The organism is Kribbella orskensis (genome assembly GCF_004342085.1).
Classification (GTDB): domain Bacteria; phylum Actinomycetota; class Actinomycetes; order Propionibacteriales; family Kribbellaceae; genus Kribbella; species Kribbella orskensis.
In genome coordinates this window covers 471792-490110 of sequence record NZ_SLWM01000005.1, presented here as the reverse complement: position 1 = coordinate 490110, position 18319 = coordinate 471792, and the positions used below count along the sequence as shown (strand labels likewise).

The 18319-nt window shown below is 68.4% G+C and carries 19 protein-coding genes and 1 pseudogene; 9 read left to right on the top strand and 11 right to left on the bottom strand.

The genetic code is table 11. The features are described 5' to 3' along the window. Position 1: 1 nt before the first annotated feature. The 7 genes and pseudogenes from EV644_RS17760 to EV644_RS17730 all read right to left on the bottom strand — a co-directional run bounded on the left by EV644_RS17760 (position 2) and on the right by EV644_RS17730 (position 6360). On the bottom strand, positions 2 to 730 hold the full coding sequence (locus EV644_RS17760; protein ID WP_132189365.1) for a polyprenol monophosphomannose synthase: 729 nt from the start codon (positions 728 to 730) through the stop codon (positions 2 to 4). A gap of 162 nt (positions 731 to 892) precedes the next feature. Further along, positions 893 to 1477 carry a D-sedoheptulose-7-phosphate isomerase gene (locus tag EV644_RS17755; RefSeq protein ID WP_132189364.1) on the bottom strand — a complete coding sequence of 195 codons (585 nt, stop codon included), beginning with the start codon at positions 1475 to 1477 and terminating at the stop codon, positions 893 to 895. 22 nt (positions 1478 to 1499) lie between these two features. Further along, entirely contained in the window at positions 1500 to 2492 is a 993-nt protein-coding gene (locus EV644_RS17750) for a LacI family DNA-binding transcriptional regulator (RefSeq protein ID WP_241998302.1), read from the bottom strand. A 309-nt stretch (positions 2493 to 2801) separates the two neighbouring features. Then, positions 2802 to 3593, bottom strand: coding sequence for an ATP-binding protein (locus EV644_RS46335; protein ID WP_132189362.1), 792 nt, complete (start codon positions 3591 to 3593; stop codon positions 2802 to 2804). Between the two features lie 256 nt (positions 3594 to 3849). Further along, positions 3850 to 4335 (bottom strand): annotated as a pseudogene (locus EV644_RS47780) (chemotaxis protein CheB); the annotation flags it as partial. 75 nt (positions 4336 to 4410) lie between these two features. Continuing rightward, positions 4411 to 4800, bottom strand: coding sequence for an STAS domain-containing protein (locus EV644_RS17735; protein WP_132189360.1), 390 nt, complete (start codon positions 4798 to 4800; stop codon positions 4411 to 4413). Positions 4801 to 4974: 174 nt separating this feature from the next. Next, on the bottom strand, positions 4975 to 6360 hold the full coding sequence (locus tag EV644_RS17730; RefSeq protein ID WP_132189359.1) for an LVIVD repeat-containing protein: 1386 nt from the start codon (positions 6358 to 6360) through the stop codon (positions 4975 to 4977). A 103-nt stretch (positions 6361 to 6463) separates the two neighbouring features. Here EV644_RS17730 and EV644_RS17725 point away from each other — a divergent pair, with 103 nt between their 5' ends. From EV644_RS17725 to EV644_RS17715, 3 genes are read left to right on the top strand one after another with little or no spacing between them, the layout of a single operon-like run. Then, on the top strand, positions 6464 to 7126 hold the full coding sequence (locus tag EV644_RS17725; protein WP_132189358.1) for a DUF305 domain-containing protein: 663 nt from the start codon (positions 6464 to 6466) through the stop codon (positions 7124 to 7126). Then, complete coding sequence (locus EV644_RS17720) at positions 7126 to 7869, top strand: glucose 1-dehydrogenase (protein ID WP_132189357.1); 744 nt, start codon at positions 7126 to 7128, stop codon at positions 7867 to 7869. Before EV644_RS17725 ends, EV644_RS17720 begins: the two co-directional genes overlap by 1 nt. Next, positions 7821 to 8633 (top strand): DNA alkylation repair protein, encoded by an 813-nt coding sequence (locus EV644_RS17715; RefSeq protein WP_241998301.1) that lies wholly within the window; start codon positions 7821 to 7823, stop codon positions 8631 to 8633. Before EV644_RS17720 ends, EV644_RS17715 begins: the two co-directional genes overlap by 49 nt. 129 nt (positions 8634 to 8762) lie before the next feature. Here EV644_RS17715 and EV644_RS17710 read toward each other — a convergent pair whose 3' ends face one another. Continuing rightward, positions 8763 to 10259: a DHA2 family efflux MFS transporter permease subunit gene (locus tag EV644_RS17710; protein WP_132189356.1), complete on the bottom strand. Its 1497-nt coding sequence runs from the start codon at positions 10257 to 10259 to the stop codon at positions 8763 to 8765. Positions 10260 to 10311: 52 nt separating this feature from the next. Continuing rightward, positions 10312 to 11031, bottom strand: a complete 720-nt coding sequence (locus tag EV644_RS17705; RefSeq protein WP_132189355.1) for a hypothetical protein — start codon at positions 11029 to 11031, stop codon at positions 10312 to 10314. A gap of 123 nt (positions 11032 to 11154) precedes the next feature. On the opposite strand from EV644_RS17705, the gene EV644_RS17700 reads away from it, so the two are divergent. The 4 genes from EV644_RS17700 to EV644_RS17685 all read left to right on the top strand — a co-directional run bounded on the left by EV644_RS17700 (position 11155) and on the right by EV644_RS17685 (position 13942). After that, the gene (locus EV644_RS17700; RefSeq protein WP_132189354.1) at positions 11155 to 12069 is read left to right on the top strand and encodes a DUF4397 domain-containing protein; all 915 of its coding nucleotides are present in this window, start codon (positions 11155 to 11157) and stop codon (positions 12067 to 12069) included. Between the two features lie 152 nt (positions 12070 to 12221). Then, positions 12222 to 12704, top strand: coding sequence for a class F sortase (locus EV644_RS17695; RefSeq protein WP_241998299.1), 483 nt, complete (start codon positions 12222 to 12224; stop codon positions 12702 to 12704). Between the two features lie 320 nt (positions 12705 to 13024). Next, the gene (locus EV644_RS17690) at positions 13025 to 13312 is read left to right on the top strand and encodes a hypothetical protein (RefSeq protein WP_199239870.1); all 288 of its coding nucleotides are present in this window, start codon (positions 13025 to 13027) and stop codon (positions 13310 to 13312) included. 9 nt (positions 13313 to 13321) lie between these two features. Then, on the top strand, positions 13322 to 13942 hold the full coding sequence (locus EV644_RS17685; protein ID WP_132189352.1) for an L-threonylcarbamoyladenylate synthase: 621 nt from the start codon (positions 13322 to 13324) through the stop codon (positions 13940 to 13942). Between the two features lie 24 nt (positions 13943 to 13966). Here the strand turns inward: EV644_RS17685 and EV644_RS45390 are convergent, their stop codons facing one another. Beyond that, positions 13967 to 15934 (bottom strand): winged helix-turn-helix domain-containing protein, encoded by a 1968-nt coding sequence (locus EV644_RS45390; RefSeq protein ID WP_199239869.1) that lies wholly within the window; start codon positions 15932 to 15934, stop codon positions 13967 to 13969. 19 nt (positions 15935 to 15953) lie between these two features. Next, positions 15954 to 16445 carry a nuclear transport factor 2 family protein gene (locus EV644_RS17675; protein ID WP_132189351.1) on the bottom strand — a complete coding sequence of 164 codons (492 nt, stop codon included), beginning with the start codon at positions 16443 to 16445 and terminating at the stop codon, positions 15954 to 15956. A gap of 402 nt (positions 16446 to 16847) precedes the next feature. On the opposite strand from EV644_RS17675, the gene EV644_RS17670 reads away from it, so the two are divergent. Continuing rightward, positions 16848 to 17612, top strand: a complete 765-nt coding sequence (locus EV644_RS17670) for a penicillin-insensitive murein endopeptidase (RefSeq protein WP_199239868.1) — start codon at positions 16848 to 16850, stop codon at positions 17610 to 17612. Positions 17613 to 17651: 39 nt separating this feature from the next. Continuing rightward, positions 17652 to 18296: a nitroreductase family protein gene (locus tag EV644_RS17665; protein WP_132189350.1), complete on the top strand. Its 645-nt coding sequence runs from the start codon at positions 17652 to 17654 to the stop codon at positions 18294 to 18296. Positions 18297 to 18319 lie beyond the last annotated feature (23 nt).

Below are 18319 nucleotides of genomic sequence, written 5' to 3'. Positions count from 1 at the left end.
GTCAGGAGCGCTTGAAGCGGAGTTTCCAGGGCATCAGGGCGGACTCGAGCTGCACCTTGAGGCTCATCTTGGACGCGCCCACCGTGCGCTCCTCGAACCGGATCGGCACCTCGGCGATCCGCATCCCCTGGCGGACGGTCCGGTAGTTCATCTCGACCTGGAACGAGTACCCGTTGCTCTGGATCGTGGCGACGTCGATCTTGCGCAGCGTCTCCGCCTTCCACGCCTTGAACCCGGCGGTGGCGTCCTTCACGTGCAACCGCAGGATCGTGTTCACGTAGACGTTCGCGAAGGCCGACAGCAGCCGCCGGTGCCAGGCCCACTCGGCCGCGGCGGAACCACCCTCGACGTACCGCGAGCCGATCACCACGGCCGCGTCCGTCGTACGGAGGGTGTCGACCATGGTCGGGATCACCGAGGCGGGGTGGGACAGGTCCGCGTCCATCTGGATCACGATGTCGGCGTCCTCGGAGAGCGCGCGGCCGATCCCGGCGATGTAGGCGCGGCCGAGGCCGTCCTTCTCGGTCCGGTGCAGTACGCCGACCTGGTCGGGCGACTCCTTGGCCAGCTGGTCGGCCACGTCGCCGGTGCCGTCCGGGGAGTTGTCGTCGACCACCAGCATCTGCAGGCCCGGCACCTTCAGACCGGACAGCAGACCGGCCAGCACGGGCAGGTTCTCCCGCTCGTTGTAGGTCGGCACGACAACGACGATCTTGGCACTCTCACCCATGAACTTTCCTTCTTCGGGGGGACCGGCGCGGCGCACTGGGACGCTATCGCATCAACCGGTCCGCGCCGGACAAGGCGCGAGCGCCCAAGGATGCCAGACCAGGCCGTACGTCGGACGGCCCGGGCGCAGTGGAGTGCGCCCGGGCCGTGGGGGAGGGTGGGCTCAGCAGGCGGCTGCCCACTGGTCGACCAGCTCGCTGACGAGGTGCAGCGCGACCAGGTGCATCTCCTGGATCCGGGCCGTCTCCTCGGCCGGTACGACGATCGCCAGGTCGGCCGCCGCCGCCAGGGCGATCCCGCGCGTCGAGGTGAACGCCACGGAGCAGGCTCCGGCCGATCGCGCGGCGGCGAGTCCCTTCACCACCGTCGGGGAGGTCCCGGAGGTGGTGAAGCCGATCACCATGTCCGCCGGCCGGGCCAGCGCTTCCACCTGGCGCGAGAACACGTCGTCGTACCCGTAGTCGTTCGCGATGCAGCTCACCACCGCCGAATCCCCGACGAGTGCCACCGCGGCCAGGGGGCGGCGCTGACGGAGATACCGTCCGATGAGTTCGCCGACCAGGTGCTGGGCGTCGGCGGCGGATCCGCCGTTGCCGTAGGTGTAGAGGACCCCGCCGGATTCGAGGCGGCGGATGAGCTCGTCGGCGACCGCTTGGATCGCGTCCAGTTGGCTGTGCATCGCGTAGGCGACCTCAGCGTGACGGTCGAGCTGCCTGGCGATCACTCGGTCTACTTGAAGTTGTGTCATAGGCCGGTGGTACGCCGGAAATTCACTTTCTGGGAGCGGGTCCGGTGGATCCGCGGATAACAAGGCGTGGCGCGACCCTGATCACGCGCCGTCTGGCGGGAAGTTCGTCCCGAATCCTGGCCAGGAGCAGTTGCGCACAGCTACGACCCAGATCCACTGTGTGCTGGTCGACAGTGGTGATTCCGGGCTGGACCAGAGACATCCACGGCACATCGTCGTACGCCGCGAGGCTGATCCGCCGCGGGATTTTCAGCTTGCGAGCCTTCAATTCCGCCAGTGCGCCCTGGGCGAGCACGTTGTTCGCGGACAGGATCGCCGTGACTTGCTGCTGGTCGAGGAGCTCGTTGGTGGTCTGCCGAGCCGCCTCGGCGTCGAAGCTGGTGTAGACGATCAGGTTCTCGTCGAGCTCGATTCCGGCCGCCTCGTACGCTGCCCGGAATCCGGCGAGCCGGCCCGCTCCGGTGGACCATTTCGTCTCGTCGATCAGCAGGCCGATCCGCTCGTGGCCGAAGCTGAGCAGGTGGTCGGTGAGTTCGCGGGCGCCGAGTTTGTTGTCGCTCAGTACCGCGTCGCTGCCCGCCCGGCCGAGTTGCCGGTCGGCACAGACCACGTGGATCCCGTTCTCCGAGAGCATCTTCGGGCAGCCCGCTGCTACCGGGGTCACGATCACCCCGGCGACCTGCATGGCCAGCAGAGTCTCGGCCGCGTGCATCTCCTCCTCGGGGTCACCGTTGTCGTTCACCAGGATCATCTGGTGGCCCTCGGACCGCAGTACCTCCTCGATCCCGGCGGCGAGATCGGCGTAGAAGGGGTTGCGCAGGTCGGAGATCAGGACGCCGATGGCGGTGGAGGTGCGGCTGCGCAGGTTCCGGGCCATGTGGTTCGGGACGTAGCCCAGCCGCTGCGCGACCGCCTGGACCCGCTCACGCACCTCGCGGGAGGCATAACCGCGGGTGTGCAGCGCCCGCGACACCGTGGAAGCGGAAACGCCGGCTTCCCGGGCCACGTCCTGCACGGTTGGCCGGCTCCCTGGTCTCCCCTTTTCCCCGCTCACACGCGTCATCGTAGAGGCAGGATCGGCCCACGCACGGCTACGACCAGCCCTGGGAGGTGCCCTGTTCGACAGCCCCCATCGTCAGGAGCGCGCCGCGCTGCCGACCGTCAGGGCCTCTCAGGGCGCTGCAGGCGAGCCTACGACGATCGCGCGGCCCCGCCGGTTCACCGCCTCGAGACGCGCCTCGGACGCCGATTCCGAGTCTCTGAGCGCGTCCCGCACCAGCCTCCGGTACCCACCCGCTGCGGGTGGAGTGGTAACGCGGTCACGCTACTGCCCGTTGCGCCAGCTGTTGTTGATCGCCGCTCTCGCGTTCGGCGGCCGGAGCCGGATGGTCGCCCAGACGATCTTGCCGCCGGTCGACGTCGGATTGGATCCCCAGGCGGTCGCCAGGGTGGTCACGATGCCGAGACCCATCCCGCTCTCCCGGGCGAAACCGGGCGGTCGCCGGATCGGCTGGATCGAACTGGCGTCGCTGACCGCGATCGTGAGCAGCTGCCGACGCAGCTCGAGCCTCAGCTCGGCGTCGCCATCGGTGTGGCGCACGGCGTTGCTGACCAGCTCCGACACGATCGCCACCGCATCCTCGGCCACCTCCTCGCAGTGCCACAGCTCGCAGGTGGCCTCGACGAACCGCCGGGCGAACCCGGCGCTGTGGGGGTCGTGCGGGAGCCGGAGACGGTTCAGCTGCCGGGCAGGTGGATCGTGCATCGAGGCCAGCGCCGAGGCCAGGTCGCCGAACACCGGGATGAAGCGGGCCACCAGCTCGGAGTGAAGCTGGAGTTCACGGTCGTGGTTCTCGCCAGTGACCAGGATCAGCGGGACTCCGGTCCAGTCCGCGGTCTGCCGGGCGACCGAGGTGAAGACGCTGAGCGTGTAGGCCTTCGCCAGCACGATGTTCTTCAGCATCACGATCACGGCCGCCGGCTGGTCCGCCAGGTGCTTGATCAGGACGGTCCGCAACTGCGGCGCGGTGGCCACCGCCAGCACTCCGGACGGGCTCACGACCACGGCCTGACCGACTGTCCGGACCCCGATCAACAGCGAATCTCTTCGGCTCATCTCGGTTGCCACGCTGTTCCGCGGTTGTCGCCATTCGCCGTGCCAGCTTGGTCTTCTCGTCGAGCGTGCGTACTGCCGTCCAAAGTGCCGCCTGCATCTCGTGGTCGGCCGTGTCCAGCAGGGCGTCTGCCGACCACGAGTGACCGCTGTGACATCGGAATCTGTCCTGATCTGGACTCAACAATGGCAGAGCATTCCCACAGTCCGGGCAGATCAAGCCCGCGGGCGCGCCGAGGATCTGCTCGAGCCGGGCGCCGATCGTCGCGGCCGGCAGCACGTGGTCGACCTGGACGTTCGCCGGCACGCTGTCCGGCATCCCCCGGTACGCCGCGTCGTCGGGATCCTGGACGATCGCCAGGCCGCCCCGGGACTTGATCGCGGTCAGCCCGGCGGTCCCGTCGTCCAGTACTCCGGACAGCACCACGCCGGCCACCGAGGAACCCCGGGCCTCCGCGGCCGGACGGAAGAGGACGTCGATCGCCGGACGGTGTCCGTTCTCCGCAGGGGTGGACGCGAGCATCATCTGGTTGCCGTCGACGACTTGGTGGTCCGGCGGTGCGACGTACAGGTGCCCGGATTCGATGGTGGTCGCGTCGCGTGCAGGCTCCACCGGCAGGTCGCACACCGTGCCGAGGATGCCGGCCAAAGCGCTCGAACTGTGGGCGGGCAGGTGCAGGACGATCAGGACGCCGGCCGACAGGTCGTTCGGCAACCGGGAGACGAGGCTCCGTAGGGCTTCCACGCCGCGGCGGACGCACCGATGACGACAAGGTCCCGGAGCGGAGCCCCTGGGTTCATCGCGGCTCGCTGGGCATGGTCAGGAGTCGCGATGGTTGAGTGCGTCCTCTACGGACGCGAAGATCCTGAACTCCCGGCCGAGCCCGGTGATCGTCAGCGGCCGGTCGACCGGGCGGCCGACACCGATCAATGCGAGATCGATGCCATGTTGCCGTGCGAGTTGCCGCGCCTCGACCAGGTTGCCAAGACCTGCGGAGCTACAGAACGTCACCGCGGACACGTCGATCAGGACCAGGCGGGCCGGTGGCGCGATGGCCGCGCGGATCGCCTCGGCGGCGAACTCGGTGGTCGCGATGTCGATCTCCCCGGACAGCCGGACCACCAGGATGCCGCGTTCCACGGGCTCGGTGACGGCACCGAACGTGGTCCGGATCATCTCCCCGTCATGGGAATCGGGCTGGCTGGTCACGCGTCTCTCCCCCGGGGTGTCTCTCGCGGACGCCGGGCGGTCCTGGCGTGGTGGAAAACAGCCCTGGGGGCAACCGTATGCCCGAAGGCTCCGGGGCCACAACGGTTGTCACCGCAGTGACCCCGGAGCGTGACGTAAAACGTTTACCGCACTGGTTACCGGCCGGACTCATGCTCAGCCCCAGAAAGGCGGCTGGGTCTGTACGTTCAGCTCCTTCAGCCTGATCCGGCTGGCGGGGTCGGTGCGACGGTCGGTGATCTTGAAGACATCGAACGCGCGCACCGACTCGGTCCCGTAGATCGCGCCGTTGTAGTAGTAGACGGACCAGTAGCCGCCGAACGACGCCGGCTCGATCGGCGGGCGGTCGAAGTACCCGATCTCCCTCGGGTGCGCGGAGTCAGTGAAGTCCCAGACCGAGAAGCCGCCCTGGTACCAGGCCTGCACCATGATGTCGCGGCCGCGGACCGGGATCAGCGAGCCGTTGTGCGAGACGCAGTTCTCCTGCTCGGCCTGGTGCCGGGGGATCTTGTAGTAGCTGCGGAACTTCAGCTTCTTGTTCCGGATGTCGAAGATCGCGGTGGCGCCCTTGTCCGGTCCGACCTCGGTGTTGCACTCCGCCCCACCGCCGCCGCCCAGCTCGTCCATGAAGACGACCTTGGTGCCGTCGCCGTTGAAGGTGGCACCGTGCCAGAAGGAGAAGTTCGCCGCGTCCTGGACCTGGTCGATCACCTTCGGCGCGGCGGGCTTGGAGATGTCCAGCAGTACGCCGTCGCCCATGCAGGCGCCGACCGCGATGTTCTTCGCGGGGAACGCGGTGATGTCGTGGCAACCACTCGTCTCGTACCCCGTGTCGCTGCCCGGGAAGCCGCCGTCGGGGAAGAGCACCGGCGAGGCCACCACCGCCGCCTTCGCCGGATCCTTCAGCGGCACCTTGACGATGTCGATCCGGTCGTTCGGCGGCTGGCAGTCGGGGTACGTCGCGTTCGGGAAGTAGGAGGAGTTGTAGATGTAGACCGAGTCCTTCGACTTGTCCGGGACCAGCGTGTGCGTGTGCGAACCGCACTTGGTCTCCACGGCAGCGACGTACCGGGGGCTCCTCGGGTCCTTGACGTCGAAGATCTTGATGCCCTCCCAGGACTCCTTGACCGTCGGCGACTGGCTGACGCTCTGACAGGAGTTGTCGCTGCGCGAGGAGTCGGTGCTGAGGAACAGCAGACCGGCGTAGATGCTCACGTCGTTCTGGCTGCCCGGGCAGGAGACCTGGCTGATCAGCTTCGGGTTCGCCGGGTTGGCGATGTCGTAGATCGCGAACCCCGAGTAGTTCCCGACGTACGCCGTCTTGCCGGCGAAGGCGATGTCGGTGTTGACGCCACTGGCCAGCGGACCGGTCATCGGCACGGAGGCCAGGTGCGTGATGTTGTCGCTCTTGGTGGCGCCGGTGTCCGGTGGCGCGGGGTTGTCCGCGTTGGCGGCACCGGTGGCGCCCACGCCGAGCAGGGCGGCCACGAGGCTGACGGTGAAAGTGAGACGGGCGAGCGTGCGGGGGCGGCCGATGCGCATGCCTGGGTCCCTTCTGGGATTCGATCGAGCGATCGCTTCGGACCTCCAGGGTAAGCGTGATAGACACTGTCCGGAAGCGATTTGCCACAGGGAGTGAGGCCTCGTGACGAAGCTCGGGCGTCTGGCGGTCGTGCTGCTGCCGGTGATGGTGGCGGTGATGGCGATGACCGGGTGCGACTCCTCCGACGCCGCACCCACGCCCTCGACCGCGCCGACCGCACCGACCGCGCCGGTGATCGTGCCGGGCACCCCGGGTGGGCCGAACCAGACGGTGTCCGCGCTGCCGGCGAGTGCAGCGACCGTCGACCCGGACGACGTGAAGTTCCTCAGCGACATGATGGTCCACCACACCCAGGCCTTGCAGATGGCCGAGTGGGCCCGGACCTCGGGGGCGAACCCGAAGGTCAGGTCACTGGCCGAGCGGATCCGGGTCGGCCAGAAGCCCGAGATCGAGGCGATGCGGCAGTTGCTCGCCGCCCGCGGTCAGACTCCGCCGAACCTCGAGCACGTCCAGCACCTGGATCACAGCGACATGCCCGGGATGGCGACCCAGGCCCAGCTCACGGCGCTGCGGAAGGCGACCGGGACGGCCTTCGACTCCCTGTTCCTGAACCTGATGATCAAGCATCATGGGGGCGCGGTGACGATGAGCGGTGCGCAGCTCGAGAACGGCTCGGACCTCCGGGTCGGCGAGACCGCGCAGGAGGTCAGCGTCACCCAGACCAAGGAGATCGCGACGATGAGGCAGCTACTCAAGGAGTTGTGATGGGCGTACTGGACGGCAAGGCGGCACTCGTCACCGGCGGATCGCGCGGCATCGGTGCGGCCATCGTCCGCCGCCTCGCCGCCGACGGCGCCACGGTCACCTTCACCTACGCGTCCAACGAGCAGGCCGCGGACGAGGTCGTCGCCTCGGTCAAGGAAGCCGGTGGACAGGCCGTCGCGGTGCAAGCCGACCAGGCCGATCTCTCCGCGCTGGCCGACGTCTTCGACACCGCCTGCGAATCGACGGGCGGCCTGGACATCCTCGTGTGCAACGCGGCCAGCGCCATGGTGACCCCGATCGCGGACGTCACCGAAGCGGAGTACGACCGGATGATGGCCACCAACGTGAAGGGTCCGTTCTTCGCGCTGCAGAAGGCCGGCCCGGTACTGCGGGACGGCGGGCGGGTGATCAACATCTCCACCCTCAACACCGCGATGCCCGGCCCCGGGATCTCCTTGTACGCCGCGAGCAAGGCGTCGCTCGAGCAGTTCGCCGCCGTCGCCGCGCGGGAGCTCGGTCCGCGCGGGATCACGGTGAACTGCGTGTCGCCCGGCGCCACCGAGACGGACATGTTCCGCGACTCGAACCCGCCGGAGGCAGCCGACCTGATCGTCGGCATCACTGCCCTCGGACGCGTCGGCGAACCGGCCGACATCGCCGACGTGGTCGCGTTCCTGGCCGGCCCGGACAGCCGTTGGATCACCGGCCAGAACATTCGCGTCACCGGAGGGCTGCTGATCTGAACGCCGTCGGCGAACTGCTGGAGGCGATCGACGACGCGGCGGATCCGGCGGTCGCCGAAGTCCTGGCGCGCTACTTCCAGCTAGGCCCGGGCGGCTACGGCCATGGCGACCAGATGATCGGCGTCAAGCTCTCGTCTCTTCGCCCGCTCATCAAGCCCCTCGTCCGAGCGGGGTTGCCGCTCGAAGATCTGGAACAGGCTCTCGCCAGCCCGGTCCACGAACACCGGCTGGCAATCCTGTGCCTGCTGGCGGACCGCGCCTCGCTAGCCCTCAAGCCCCGTACTGCGAACCCGGCGGAGCTGGCCGCGATCTACGACCTGTACCTCCGCAACACCGCGTTCGTGAACAACTGGGACCTCGTGGACTGCAGTGCAGCGCAGATCGTCGGCGCCTACCTCCTGGACAAGCCCCGCACGATCCTCTACGACCTGATCGCCTCACCCAGCCTGTGGGAACGCCGGATCGCTCTGGTCTCCACCCACCGGCTGATCACGGCCGGCGAGACCGACGACACATTCGCCCTGGCCGCCCTGGTCCTCGACGATCCCGAGGACCTTATCCACAAAGCCTCCGGCTGGATGCTCCGCGAAGCCGGCAAACGAGTCTCGCCGGAAGGTCTGCTCACCTTCCTCGACACCTACGCGCCCGCCATGCCCCGCACCATGCTCTCCTATGCCGTAGAACACCTCCCGCCGGAAACCCGCAAGCACTACCGCTCCCTGCCGCGCAAGGCCGGGAGGGGTGCCGGCGTCCCGGACGGCTGAAGCTGGATGGTCGGTACGGCCTCGAGGTCCAGCGGCTCATTGGGGGCCAATGGCAACGAGTCGCCGACGACGGTGACTGGGACACCACCTACCGCTGGGGCCAGGACCGGCCTGGCCGACTCCAAGGCGTCACCGTGACGTGGTCGACGGGCTGTTGGCGAGCGGCGGCGAATCCAGCGCACAGTGCCGGTGGTAAACCTTCTCGGGCACGCGAGTCGGCGCGTGCCGCTCCGCCAACGTCACCCAGGCCACCATCGCGCCCGCGGCCGCGAGCGCCGCCGAGATCCACATCGCCATCTGGAATCCCTCGTCGAAGGCTACCGGGTCGCGGTAGGAGTCGCCGGTGATCCCGGCCGCGAGGGGGATCGCCGCGACCGCCATCAGTTGGGAGGTCCGGGCCACCGCGTTGTTCACGCCGGACGCGATCCCGGCGTGGTGGTCCTCGACCGACGAGAGCACGGTCGAGGTCAGCGGTGCGACCGTCGCGACCAGACCGAGGCCGAGCACGATCACCGACGGCAGCACCGTGGTGAGGTAGTCGACGCCAGGCATGACCCGCATCATGAGCAGGAAGCCTCCGGCCATCAGGAGCGGCCCGACCGTCATCGGGATCCGCGCGCCGATCCGCTCGGAGAGTCCACCCGCGTAGGTCGACAGGCCCAGCATCAGCAGGGTCATCGGCAACAACGACGCGCCCGCCTCGAGTGCCGAGTAGCCGAGTGCCGTCTGCAGGTAGACGACCAGCAGGAAGGTCGCGGTGCCCAGTGAGCCGTACACGGCGACGGTGACGAGATTGGCGCCGGTGAAGCGGATGTTGCCGAAGATGCCGGGCGGCAGCATCGGGTGCGAACTGCGCCGCTCGACCTCGACGAACGACGCCAGCGCGAGGGCCCCGATGACCAGGGCCGAGATCACCACCGGATCACCGAAGCTGCGATCGCCCGCGCTGATCAGGCCGAACGTCAGCCCGGCGAGGCCGATCGTGGCCAGCGCGGCGCCGGCGAGGTCGAGCTTGCCGGTCGCGGTCTCGTCGCGGCTCTCCGGGACGTGGCGCATCGTGATCAGGACGGTGGCGAGCGCCAGCGGCAGGTTGAGCAGGAAGATCAGCCGCCACGAGCCGGTGTCGACCAGGTAGCCGCCGATGAACGGGCCGATGGCCGCGGAGACCGAGGCCAGCCCGGACCACGCGCCGACCGCCTTGGCGCGATCGGAGGGCTGGAAACTGGTCTGCAGGATGGCCAGGCTGCCCGGGGTCAGCAGGGCGCCGCCGATGCCTTGCAGGATCCGGCCCGCGATCATCACTTCGAGGTTCGGCGCCACCGCGCAGATCAGCGATGCCAGCGCGAACCAGATCACGCCGGCGACGAAGGTCCGCCGCCGGCCGAGCCGATCGCCGAGCGAGCCGCTGAGCAGGATCAGCGAGGACAGCATCAGCATGTAGCCGTTGACGATCCACTGGAGTCCGGCGATGTCGGCGTCGAGGTCCCCGCCGATCTTCGGCAGCGCGACGTTGACCACCGTGCCGTCCAGGAATGCCATTCCGGTGCCGAGTGCGGTAGCGGCCAGCACCCACCTGGCCCGGGCTGTACCGAAGGCGATCCCATCCTCAGGCTCTGCGGCGACCATGACGACAGACTAGGGCCACAGCCGCGGCCGAGGACCGGTCGAACGCACCGGGCTAGGGCTGCATCGGAAGATTCAGTTGCAGTACCGCGAGGGCCCGGTCGGCGGGAAGGCCCTGCTGGACGCCCATGCCGGGTGGCTGCCCGACCGCGCAGCGGGTCTCGGTCAGTTGCGGGCAGACCACGTTGAGCAGGCCCCCGCCGGACACCACGATGTTCGTCGGCAGGGTGCTGTCGGTCCCGGCGGTGAGCGGGCTGATCGCGGAGGACGCGCGCCCGGCCTCCGACGGGATGCTGCGCACGGTCGAGCCGGAGAGCCGGTAGGTCAGTATCAGCTTGGTTGCGGGCTCGACCAGTTGCAGGTCGCGGGCCTGGGTGACCTTGGGGTCGTCCACTGTCGCGAGTTCGTCGTCGGCGGTGACCTGCAGGAGGCTCGCGACCGGTTTGGTCTTCGTCATCATCCCCACCAGCCGCTCGCCCGACTGGGGCAGACGCAGATGCAGGGTGCTGGTCGCGTCGCGCAGCATCACCTCTTCGGTGACGTCGAAAGACCCGTCGCCCTTCGGTACCGCGGACAGCCGGATGCCGGGCGCGGTCAGGCCGGGGCCCTCGGAGGTCGGCGGCGCCACCACGGGTCCGGCATCGCCGCCACTGGACAGCGGACCGGGACTGGGCGCGGTCGGGCTGTCGGCGAGACCCGGAGAACAAGCGGCCAGACCCAGCGCCAGCGTGACGGCCGCCAGCGCCGTGCCCGCCAGGGGCCTTCCTGTGGACATGCGACATCGCCCCCCAAAGGACCCGGTCACTTCCTCTGGTGGCCGGATCGACTTGGGCATACGATACGCCGGAATTAGCCTCGTCAGGCAATTACGGGGGCATTTCCGAAGGGGTGGGGGAAAATGCGGGGACAGAGCGTATTCGGCCAATCTCGAACGGTTAACGGACGTCTGGGGAATATAAGGACATTGATTTCGAGAATTCGAGGTCCGCATTATCACAGGGTGATTTCAATGGCGCTGGCCGTGATCGTCGCCGGCTTCGGGGGCCTCGTCACGGTGCCGGCGCATGCCGCAGGCAACGGTTCCGTCTACTTCGTCCAGGGCCTGCCCGGACAGACGATCGACATCCTCGTCGACGGCAAGGTCGTGGCCGGCGGGGTCAAGGCGACGGCGGTCGTCGGCCCGCTGGAGCTGGCCGCCGGCAGTCGCAAGATCACCGCGCGGGGCGGCGGGAAAATCCTGGTCGAGCGGCAGGTCACAGTAGGTGCCAACAGCAACTCCGATGTGGTCATCCACCGCCCGGCATCGCCGACGGCGGCCCCGGTGATCACCACCTACGCCAACAAACTGACGGCCGTCCCCAAGGACAAGGCGTCCCTGCGGGTGGCTCACACGGCCGCGGTCGGACCGGCTGACATCAAGGTGAACGGCAAGGTGCTGTTCTCGAACGTGGCCAACGGGGAATCGCTCAGCGTGGTGGTTCCGGCCGCCACCTATCAGGTCGAGATCGTTCCCGCGGGTGCGAATAGCCCGGTCGTTCTCGGGCCGCTCCCGTTGCCGGTCAAGGCCGGCGATCTGACCCGGGTGTACGCGGTCGGCGAACCGGCCTCGAAAACCATGAACGTCGCGGTGGCGACGCTCAAACTGCCCGCCACCGGCAGTGACAAACCGGGCATGGTGAACACCGGGACCGGTGGACAGGCAGCCGGCCTGATGGACGGCCAGGACTCGCAGTCGCCGTGGCCGCTGGCGGCTCTGGTGGTCGCGCTTGGTTTGCTGTTGACATTCACCGTCCGGAAGGCGGTTCCTCGCTGAGGAAGTATTTGCTCGGACTACTCCTGTTCTGCGTGGTCCTGGAGGGGTGTGCCACGCAGAACAGCGGAGCAGTCTCGAGTCCCGGCGCGGACGGCGGCACCCCGGCTCCGGTGGAGTCGGCGTCGGTGTCGCCGTCCGTGCAACCTGGCCGCGTGGGTACGCCCGCTGCGAGCCAGCGGATCCGCTTCGTCCCGACCGAGGTGGTCCTGCCCGGGGGCTCCCACGCGCCGGTCCTGCCGGCCAGCACTGTGGACGGGCAGTTGGTCGTGCCGGAGCGTGTCCAGCGGGTGGGCTGGTGGGACGGCGGCGCCGAGGCCGGCGACCCGTTCGGCTCGGTGGTGCTGGCGGGTCACGTCGACTCCGCGACCGACGGGATCGGGTATTTCGCCCGGCTCCTGAAGGTCAAGGCCGGCGAGGTCGTCGTACTGCGCGGCGATGGCCACAGCGCGTCGTACAGGGTGAACTCGGTGGTGTCGGTGCCGAAGAACGCGCTGGCGACCGAGAGCGGCGCCTTCGACCAGACGGGTGATCACCGGCTGGTGCTGATCACCTGCACCGGTGCGTACGACCGGGCGCGCGGCGGGTACGAGCAGAACCTCGTGGTGTCGGCGGAGCCGATCGGGCTCGCGCGGTAGACCTAGGTCCACCCCTCGTGGGCGCAGACCGACGGCTACGGCACGATCGTTGCTATCGACAACGGTTCCTGCTCGAACCACATTCGCGCGACGGCAGCTGCGGGTTACTACGGGGGCTTCCGGACGATCGGGGTGATCCGCGGCGAGGAGCATCTGCCGCTCAACCCGTCTCTGGCCTACGCGACAAGTCGAGGCATGCAGCTCACCTATCTCGATCGGACCAGCTATCGGGACCAACGCAGCGAAGAGGTCATCGCACCACTGCGCGAAAGGTTCGGTGAATCCCTGTGCTCAAAGGCGGCCGCTGCCTGGGCGCCGAGGTGAGGGAGTTGCAGCGCGACGCGTTCGGCGCGCCACCGGACAACTGGTCCCTGGACTGCGACTTCCATTTCGGGAGCTATGCGAAGAAGACGCCAGTTCTCGACGAGTTCATCGAGGACTTCCGGCGCCGTCATGGTCAGCGGCTCGACTGGGTCTATGTCGCGAAGATGATGTACGCCGTCTTCGCCAAGGTCGGCCGAGGCGAGATCGACCGCGGGAAGACCGTCGTGGCACACATCAGCGGATCGGATCCGGCCCTGCGGGCTGTCGAGTACGCCGGGCACTAGGCTCGGGGGATGGCGAGGTATTTCGATGTGCATCCGGAGAATCCGCAGAAGCGTGCGATCGGGCAGGTTGTCGACCTGATTCGCAACGACGGGCTGATCGCGTATCCGACGGACTCCTGCTTCGCGCTCGGGGTGCAGTTGGGGAACAAGGACGGGATCGACCGGATCCGGACCATCCGGCACCTCGACGACCGGCACCACTTCACGCTGGTCTGCCAGGACTTCGCGCAGCTCGGGCAGTTCGTGCACATCAGCAACGCGGTGTTCCGCTCGATCAAGGCGGCCACGCCGGGCAGCTACACGTTCATCCTGCCCGCGACCAAGGAGGTGCCGCGCCGGCTGATGCACCCGAAGAAGAAGACGGTCGGTGTCCGGATCCCCGACCACGTCGTCACCCAGGCGCTGCTCGAGGAGCTCGGCGAGCCGCTGCTGTCCAGCACGCTGCTGATGCCGGACGAGGAGGAGCCGATGACGCAGGGCTGGGAGATCAAGGAACTGCTCGACCACCAGATCGACGCGGTGATCGACTCCGGCGACTGCGGCACCGAGCCGACCACGGTGATCGACTTCTCCGAGGACCTTCCCGAGATCGTCCGGATCGGCGCCGGTGACCCCAAGCCGTTCGAGTAGCCAGGACCCTCAGCCACAGGGCATTTACCGGCTCAGCTCATGCCGGCCGGAGACGTCCAGCTTGCGGTAGATGTTCCTCGCGTGGGTCTTCACCGTGTTCAGCGAGAGGAACAGGTCCTCGGCGATCTCGCGCAGGGTGAGCTCGCTGCGGAGGTACTGCAGGACGATCAGTTCCCGCTCGCTCAGCGTCTCGCCCACGCTGGTCGCAGCGGACACCGGAGCACCGATCTCAGCGGCGATCCGGTCGCGGAAGTCCACCAGACCCAGCAGACTCGGGCAGCCGGTGAGCAGGGCGTCCGCAGCGGCCAGGCGCACCTGGGCCTCAGTCCCGCCGAGCTGCCGCGCGAGCAGAAGCGTTGCGAAGGCGCCCATCGTCAGGTCGTTGCCATAGCCGGACTCATCCACCAGCCGCGCCAGCTCACCAGCGGGATCCGCCGAATCCAGTGCCAGCAAGATCATTGCCTCCGGCATCATCCGTGCGGACGGCCGGACCTGACACTCGTGCAGTGCCGCTCGCACAGCCGCAGCCTCCTCCTGTACTTCGGCGTCGAGCTGCAGGAAAGCCGCCAGCCCACGAAGACCGTGCAAAGCCACTCGCACCGGCGCAGGCGGCTCTCCAGACCAGAGCGGGGGAATCTCCGAAGCCAGCGCGGCGGACTCGGCGTAGAACCCGGCGAGCAACAGCGTGCGGGCGACGCTGATGCGAGCCTGCGACGCGGACTGCGGACTGGGCAACGCAGTGGCGAGGAGCTGACGGCCCTGCCGGAGCGCCAAGGTCAGGTCGCCGCGCTCCCGAGGAAGGCAGAGCCGCCACACCTCGTCCGATCCGATCGCGCGGGCTGATGGTGTGGCGTCGATCCAGCGATCGCGTTCAGAGAAGCGGCCGAGCTCGCACCAGAGGCTGAGCGCACGGCGGCCGAGACCGCTGTCCGCGAGCGCGGTATCAGGCAAGGCGACCAACCACTGCTCCAGCGACACCAGCCGCCCGTCTCGGTAGAGCACGTCCAGCCCGTCGTCGAGGAGCCGCACAGCCGAGCTGAAGTCACCCGCCGCCAAGGCGAGTCCGATCGCCTCCTCCTGATCCCCGGACGTCGCGTGCCACCTCGCCGCGGCCCGGCGTACTGCGACCAGTCGGTCCGGGGCGGTCGTCTCGAGACGGTGGAGGAGAGCCTCGCGGAACGACCGCTGCAGCCGGTACCACCGGCCACGGCCGTCGTCCGAGATCAGGAAGACCTCATCCCGCCGCAACCGGTCGATCAGGACGTCGGAGTCGCTAGTACCGCGAACCGCGTTCATCAGCGCCACGTCGAACCGCGCTGGGACAGCCGCCACCAGCAAGAACTCCCCCAGGCCGGCAGCGAGTTCGGCCCAGACGTGCTCGACCAGGTAGTCGGTCTCCCTTCCCTGTAAGGCGACAGACGCCGGCCACCCGTCGGAGTCGACGACCCGCCGCCCCAACAGCTCCGCCTCCTCCGGCGAGAACCGGAGATCCGTCCAGCTCAGTGACGTCAAACGGCCCGCCAGAAGCAGCCGATCGAGTCGCAGTGGCGGCCGGACCCGACTGCCGATCACCAGAGTCAGGTCGTTGCCCGCACTGACCAGCAAGTCCAGCTGGCGGTGGATGCCCCGGGCAACCACATGCTCGAACTCGTCGAGTACCAGCCCTGTTCCAGGAGCGATGCCCGAGGCGAGTTCCGCGACGAAGGCATCACTGCCCGGTGGGTGAGAGTTCCCCGGGGCGCCGATCGCCTGAGCGACGTACCGCCAGAACTGGATCGGATCGTTGTCCTGCGCATCCAACGTGATCCAGGCGCCGGTGGACCACTGCGACAGGGCGGCCGTCTTCCCGGAACCGCTCGGGCCGATCAGCAGGACGACGGTCGACTCGGCGGCGGCCTTGTCCAGCAGGGCGGAGATCCGCGGCCGGGGAAGGAGTGGAGCCAGCGAGACCGGCGCACGCAGTTTGGCCGCCACCAGGTCCGCTGATTCCACCCCTCCACCGTACGGCCGATCACTTGCCGGTGATCACCCACGGGTCGCCGCTGTACCAGACGTTGTCGATGTGCACGTGCCGCATCACCCAGCGCGATCCGTCCCGCACCGCGTCCACGGCGTACAGGTTCTTCAGCAACGCGTGCCGGCTGTGGTCGTCCTTCGGCAGGTGTTGCGCCTCGACGATGGCGGTCAGCCGCGCGGTGTCGCCGGCGAGTTCGACCCGCGCGTTGCTGACGACGTGGGTGGTGTCGATCCGTGTCTCCGGATTCAGGATGATGTCGACGATCGTGCCGCGACCCTCCATCAGCGGGATGTCCAGTCCGCACTTGGTCGCCGCCGGCCGGAAGTCCAGTACTGCGTCCGCCGCGAACGCAGACGCGAACAACTCCCGGTCCCGTAGGTCCTGTCCAAGCCCGAACCGGTAGAGCGCGTCGATCACCTCTTCCCGGTCCACCACCTGGCCCAGCAGGTCACCGGCGCCGAAGGCGGCAGTCCTGGTCACATACATCGCGATTCCCTCCGATTGGTTGCTTCGTGAACCAGTCAGCAGGCAGCCGACCGGTGCTCGCCACCGGGAGGTGGGGTGAATTGCCCGAACGAGAGGGTGAAACCTTGCGGATGGGAAGTCTCTCCCCGAAAGTGGCGCGCAGAGGACAGTCACTCACGGAGATCAACCGCTCACCGCCCCGAATGGAGACAGCCGTGCCCTCCTTCAAACGCATCGGACCGGCCCTGCTGGCCGTGATCCTCCTGGTCGGCCTCATCCCCGGTACCGCGCAGGCGTACGCGAACGCGTTCTTCCCGATCCAGAGCAGCGGCAATCGCGGCCCCGACGTACTGGCGATCCAGTACCTGCTGCAGCACAACGGGCCAGGCAACGGCCGCGGACGGAGTCTTCGGCCCCTCCACGGTGACCGCTGCGAAGGCCTTCCAGACCGCCAAGGGCCTCGGCTCCGACGGCATCGTCGGTCCGCAGACCTGGGGTGCGCTGGTCCCGACGATCCGCTCCGGCGACAACAACGCGGCCGTGAAGGCGCTCCAGGTCGAGCTCAACGCGAAGCGCCGCCTCACCCTTCCCGTCGACGGCGTCTTCAGTACTGCGGTCCGCGACGCGGTGGTGTCGTTCCAATCGCACGCGGGCATCGGCGCGGACGGCATCGTCGGCCCGATCACCTGGCGCAACCTCACCTGGCACTACGACTACCCGGACTTCAACGCGAACCTCTGCGACCAGGATCCGGACGGCAACGGGACCGCCGCCAACTGGGCCGCCGCTGCCGCCGTGGCTCAACTGGAGCAGGGCACTCGTTCCTTCGGCAGCACGAACCAGGGCAAGGTCGGCTACGGCGACGCCGGGTTCGAGCACGGCGGCGACATCCCCGGGCACGGCAGTCACGAGAGCGGCATGGACATCGACATCTGGCCGATCCGCACCGACAACGCGCAGTGCACCGCCGGCCGGATCACCTGGCAGTCCACGACGTACGACCGGGCCGCGACCCGGCAACTGGTCCAGGCGATCCGTGCGGCCGCCCCCGGCCACGTCAAGTTCATCTGGTTCAACGACCCGACGCTGATCAGCGAGGGCCTGACCGCCGAGTGGCCCGCGCACGACAACCACCTGCATGTCCGGTACTGCGAGAAGGTGCACCCGAACCGCATGTACGTCTGCTGACCACAGAGAGCGCCGTAAACGGCCTGACAGACTACCCGGGTGACGACACTCGACCTGACCCCTGACGAACTGCTCACCACCACCAGGACCGTCCGCAAACGGCTCGATCTCGAGCGGCCGGTGCCGCAGGAGCTGATCCGCGAGTGCATCGAGATCGCACTCCAGGCGCCCTCCGGCAGCAACCGGCAGACGTGGCACTGGCTGGTGATCACGGACCAGGAGAAGCGGGCGGCGATCGGTGAGTACTACGGCCGCTCGGTCGCGGCGTACCTGAAGTCCTCGGGTGCGGCCGGCCGCCTGTACGCCGACGACCCCGAGCGGGCGCCGGTCCAGCAGCGGGTCGGGACGAGTGTCGAGTACCTGGGTGAGCGGATGCGCGAGGTGCCGGTCCTGGTCATCCCGTGCCTGCAGGTGAGGTCGCTGGGCGCGGTCAACCAGGCCGGCACCTGGGGCTCGATCCTCCCGTCCGCGTGGAGCTACTGCCTCGCGGCGCGGGCACGCGGCCTGGGCACGGCATGGACCACCCTGCACCTGACCTATGAGCAGGAGATCTCGGAGTTGCTCGGGCTGCCTGAGGACATCCGGCAGTCCGTGCTGATCCCGACCGCCTACTACACCGGCGACACCTTCAAGCCGGCCGCACGCCAGCCTGTCGACGAGGTACTTCACCTCGACGGTTGGTGAGTCCCGGGATTCAGGCGCGCCCC

Excerpts from the sequence above, each read along its gene's own strand:
- EV644_RS17755 (WP_132189364.1), bottom strand. The coding sequence starts at position 1,477 with ATGACACAACTTCAAGTAGACCGAGTGATCGCCAGGCAGCTCGACCGT.
- EV644_RS17705 (WP_132189355.1), bottom strand. The coding sequence starts at position 11,031 with ATGTCCACAGGAAGGCCCCTGGCGGGCACGGCGCTGGCGGCCGTCACG.
- EV644_RS17685 (WP_132189352.1), top strand. The coding sequence starts at position 13,322 with ATGGCGAGGTATTTCGATGTGCATCCGGAGAATCCGCAGAAGCGTGCG.
- EV644_RS17675 (WP_132189351.1), bottom strand. The coding sequence starts at position 16,445 with ATGTATGTGACCAGGACTGCCGCCTTCGGCGCCGGTGACCTGCTGGGC.
- EV644_RS17720 (WP_132189357.1), top strand. The coding sequence starts at position 7,126 with ATGGGCGTACTGGACGGCAAGGCGGCACTCGTCACCGGCGGATCGCGC.
- EV644_RS17730 (WP_132189359.1), bottom strand. The coding sequence starts at position 6,360 with ATGCGCATCGGCCGCCCCCGCACGCTCGCCCGTCTCACTTTCACCGTC.
- EV644_RS17710 (WP_132189356.1), bottom strand. The coding sequence starts at position 10,259 with ATGGTCGCCGCAGAGCCTGAGGATGGGATCGCCTTCGGTACAGCCCGG.
- EV644_RS17760 (WP_132189365.1), bottom strand. The coding sequence starts at position 730 with ATGGGTGAGAGTGCCAAGATCGTCGTTGTCGTGCCGACCTACAACGAG.
- EV644_RS17700 (WP_132189354.1), top strand. The coding sequence starts at position 11,155 with ATGCGGGGACAGAGCGTATTCGGCCAATCTCGAACGGTTAACGGACGT.
- EV644_RS46335 (WP_132189362.1), bottom strand. The coding sequence starts at position 3,593 with ATGAGCCGAAGAGATTCGCTGTTGATCGGGGTCCGGACAGTCGGTCAG.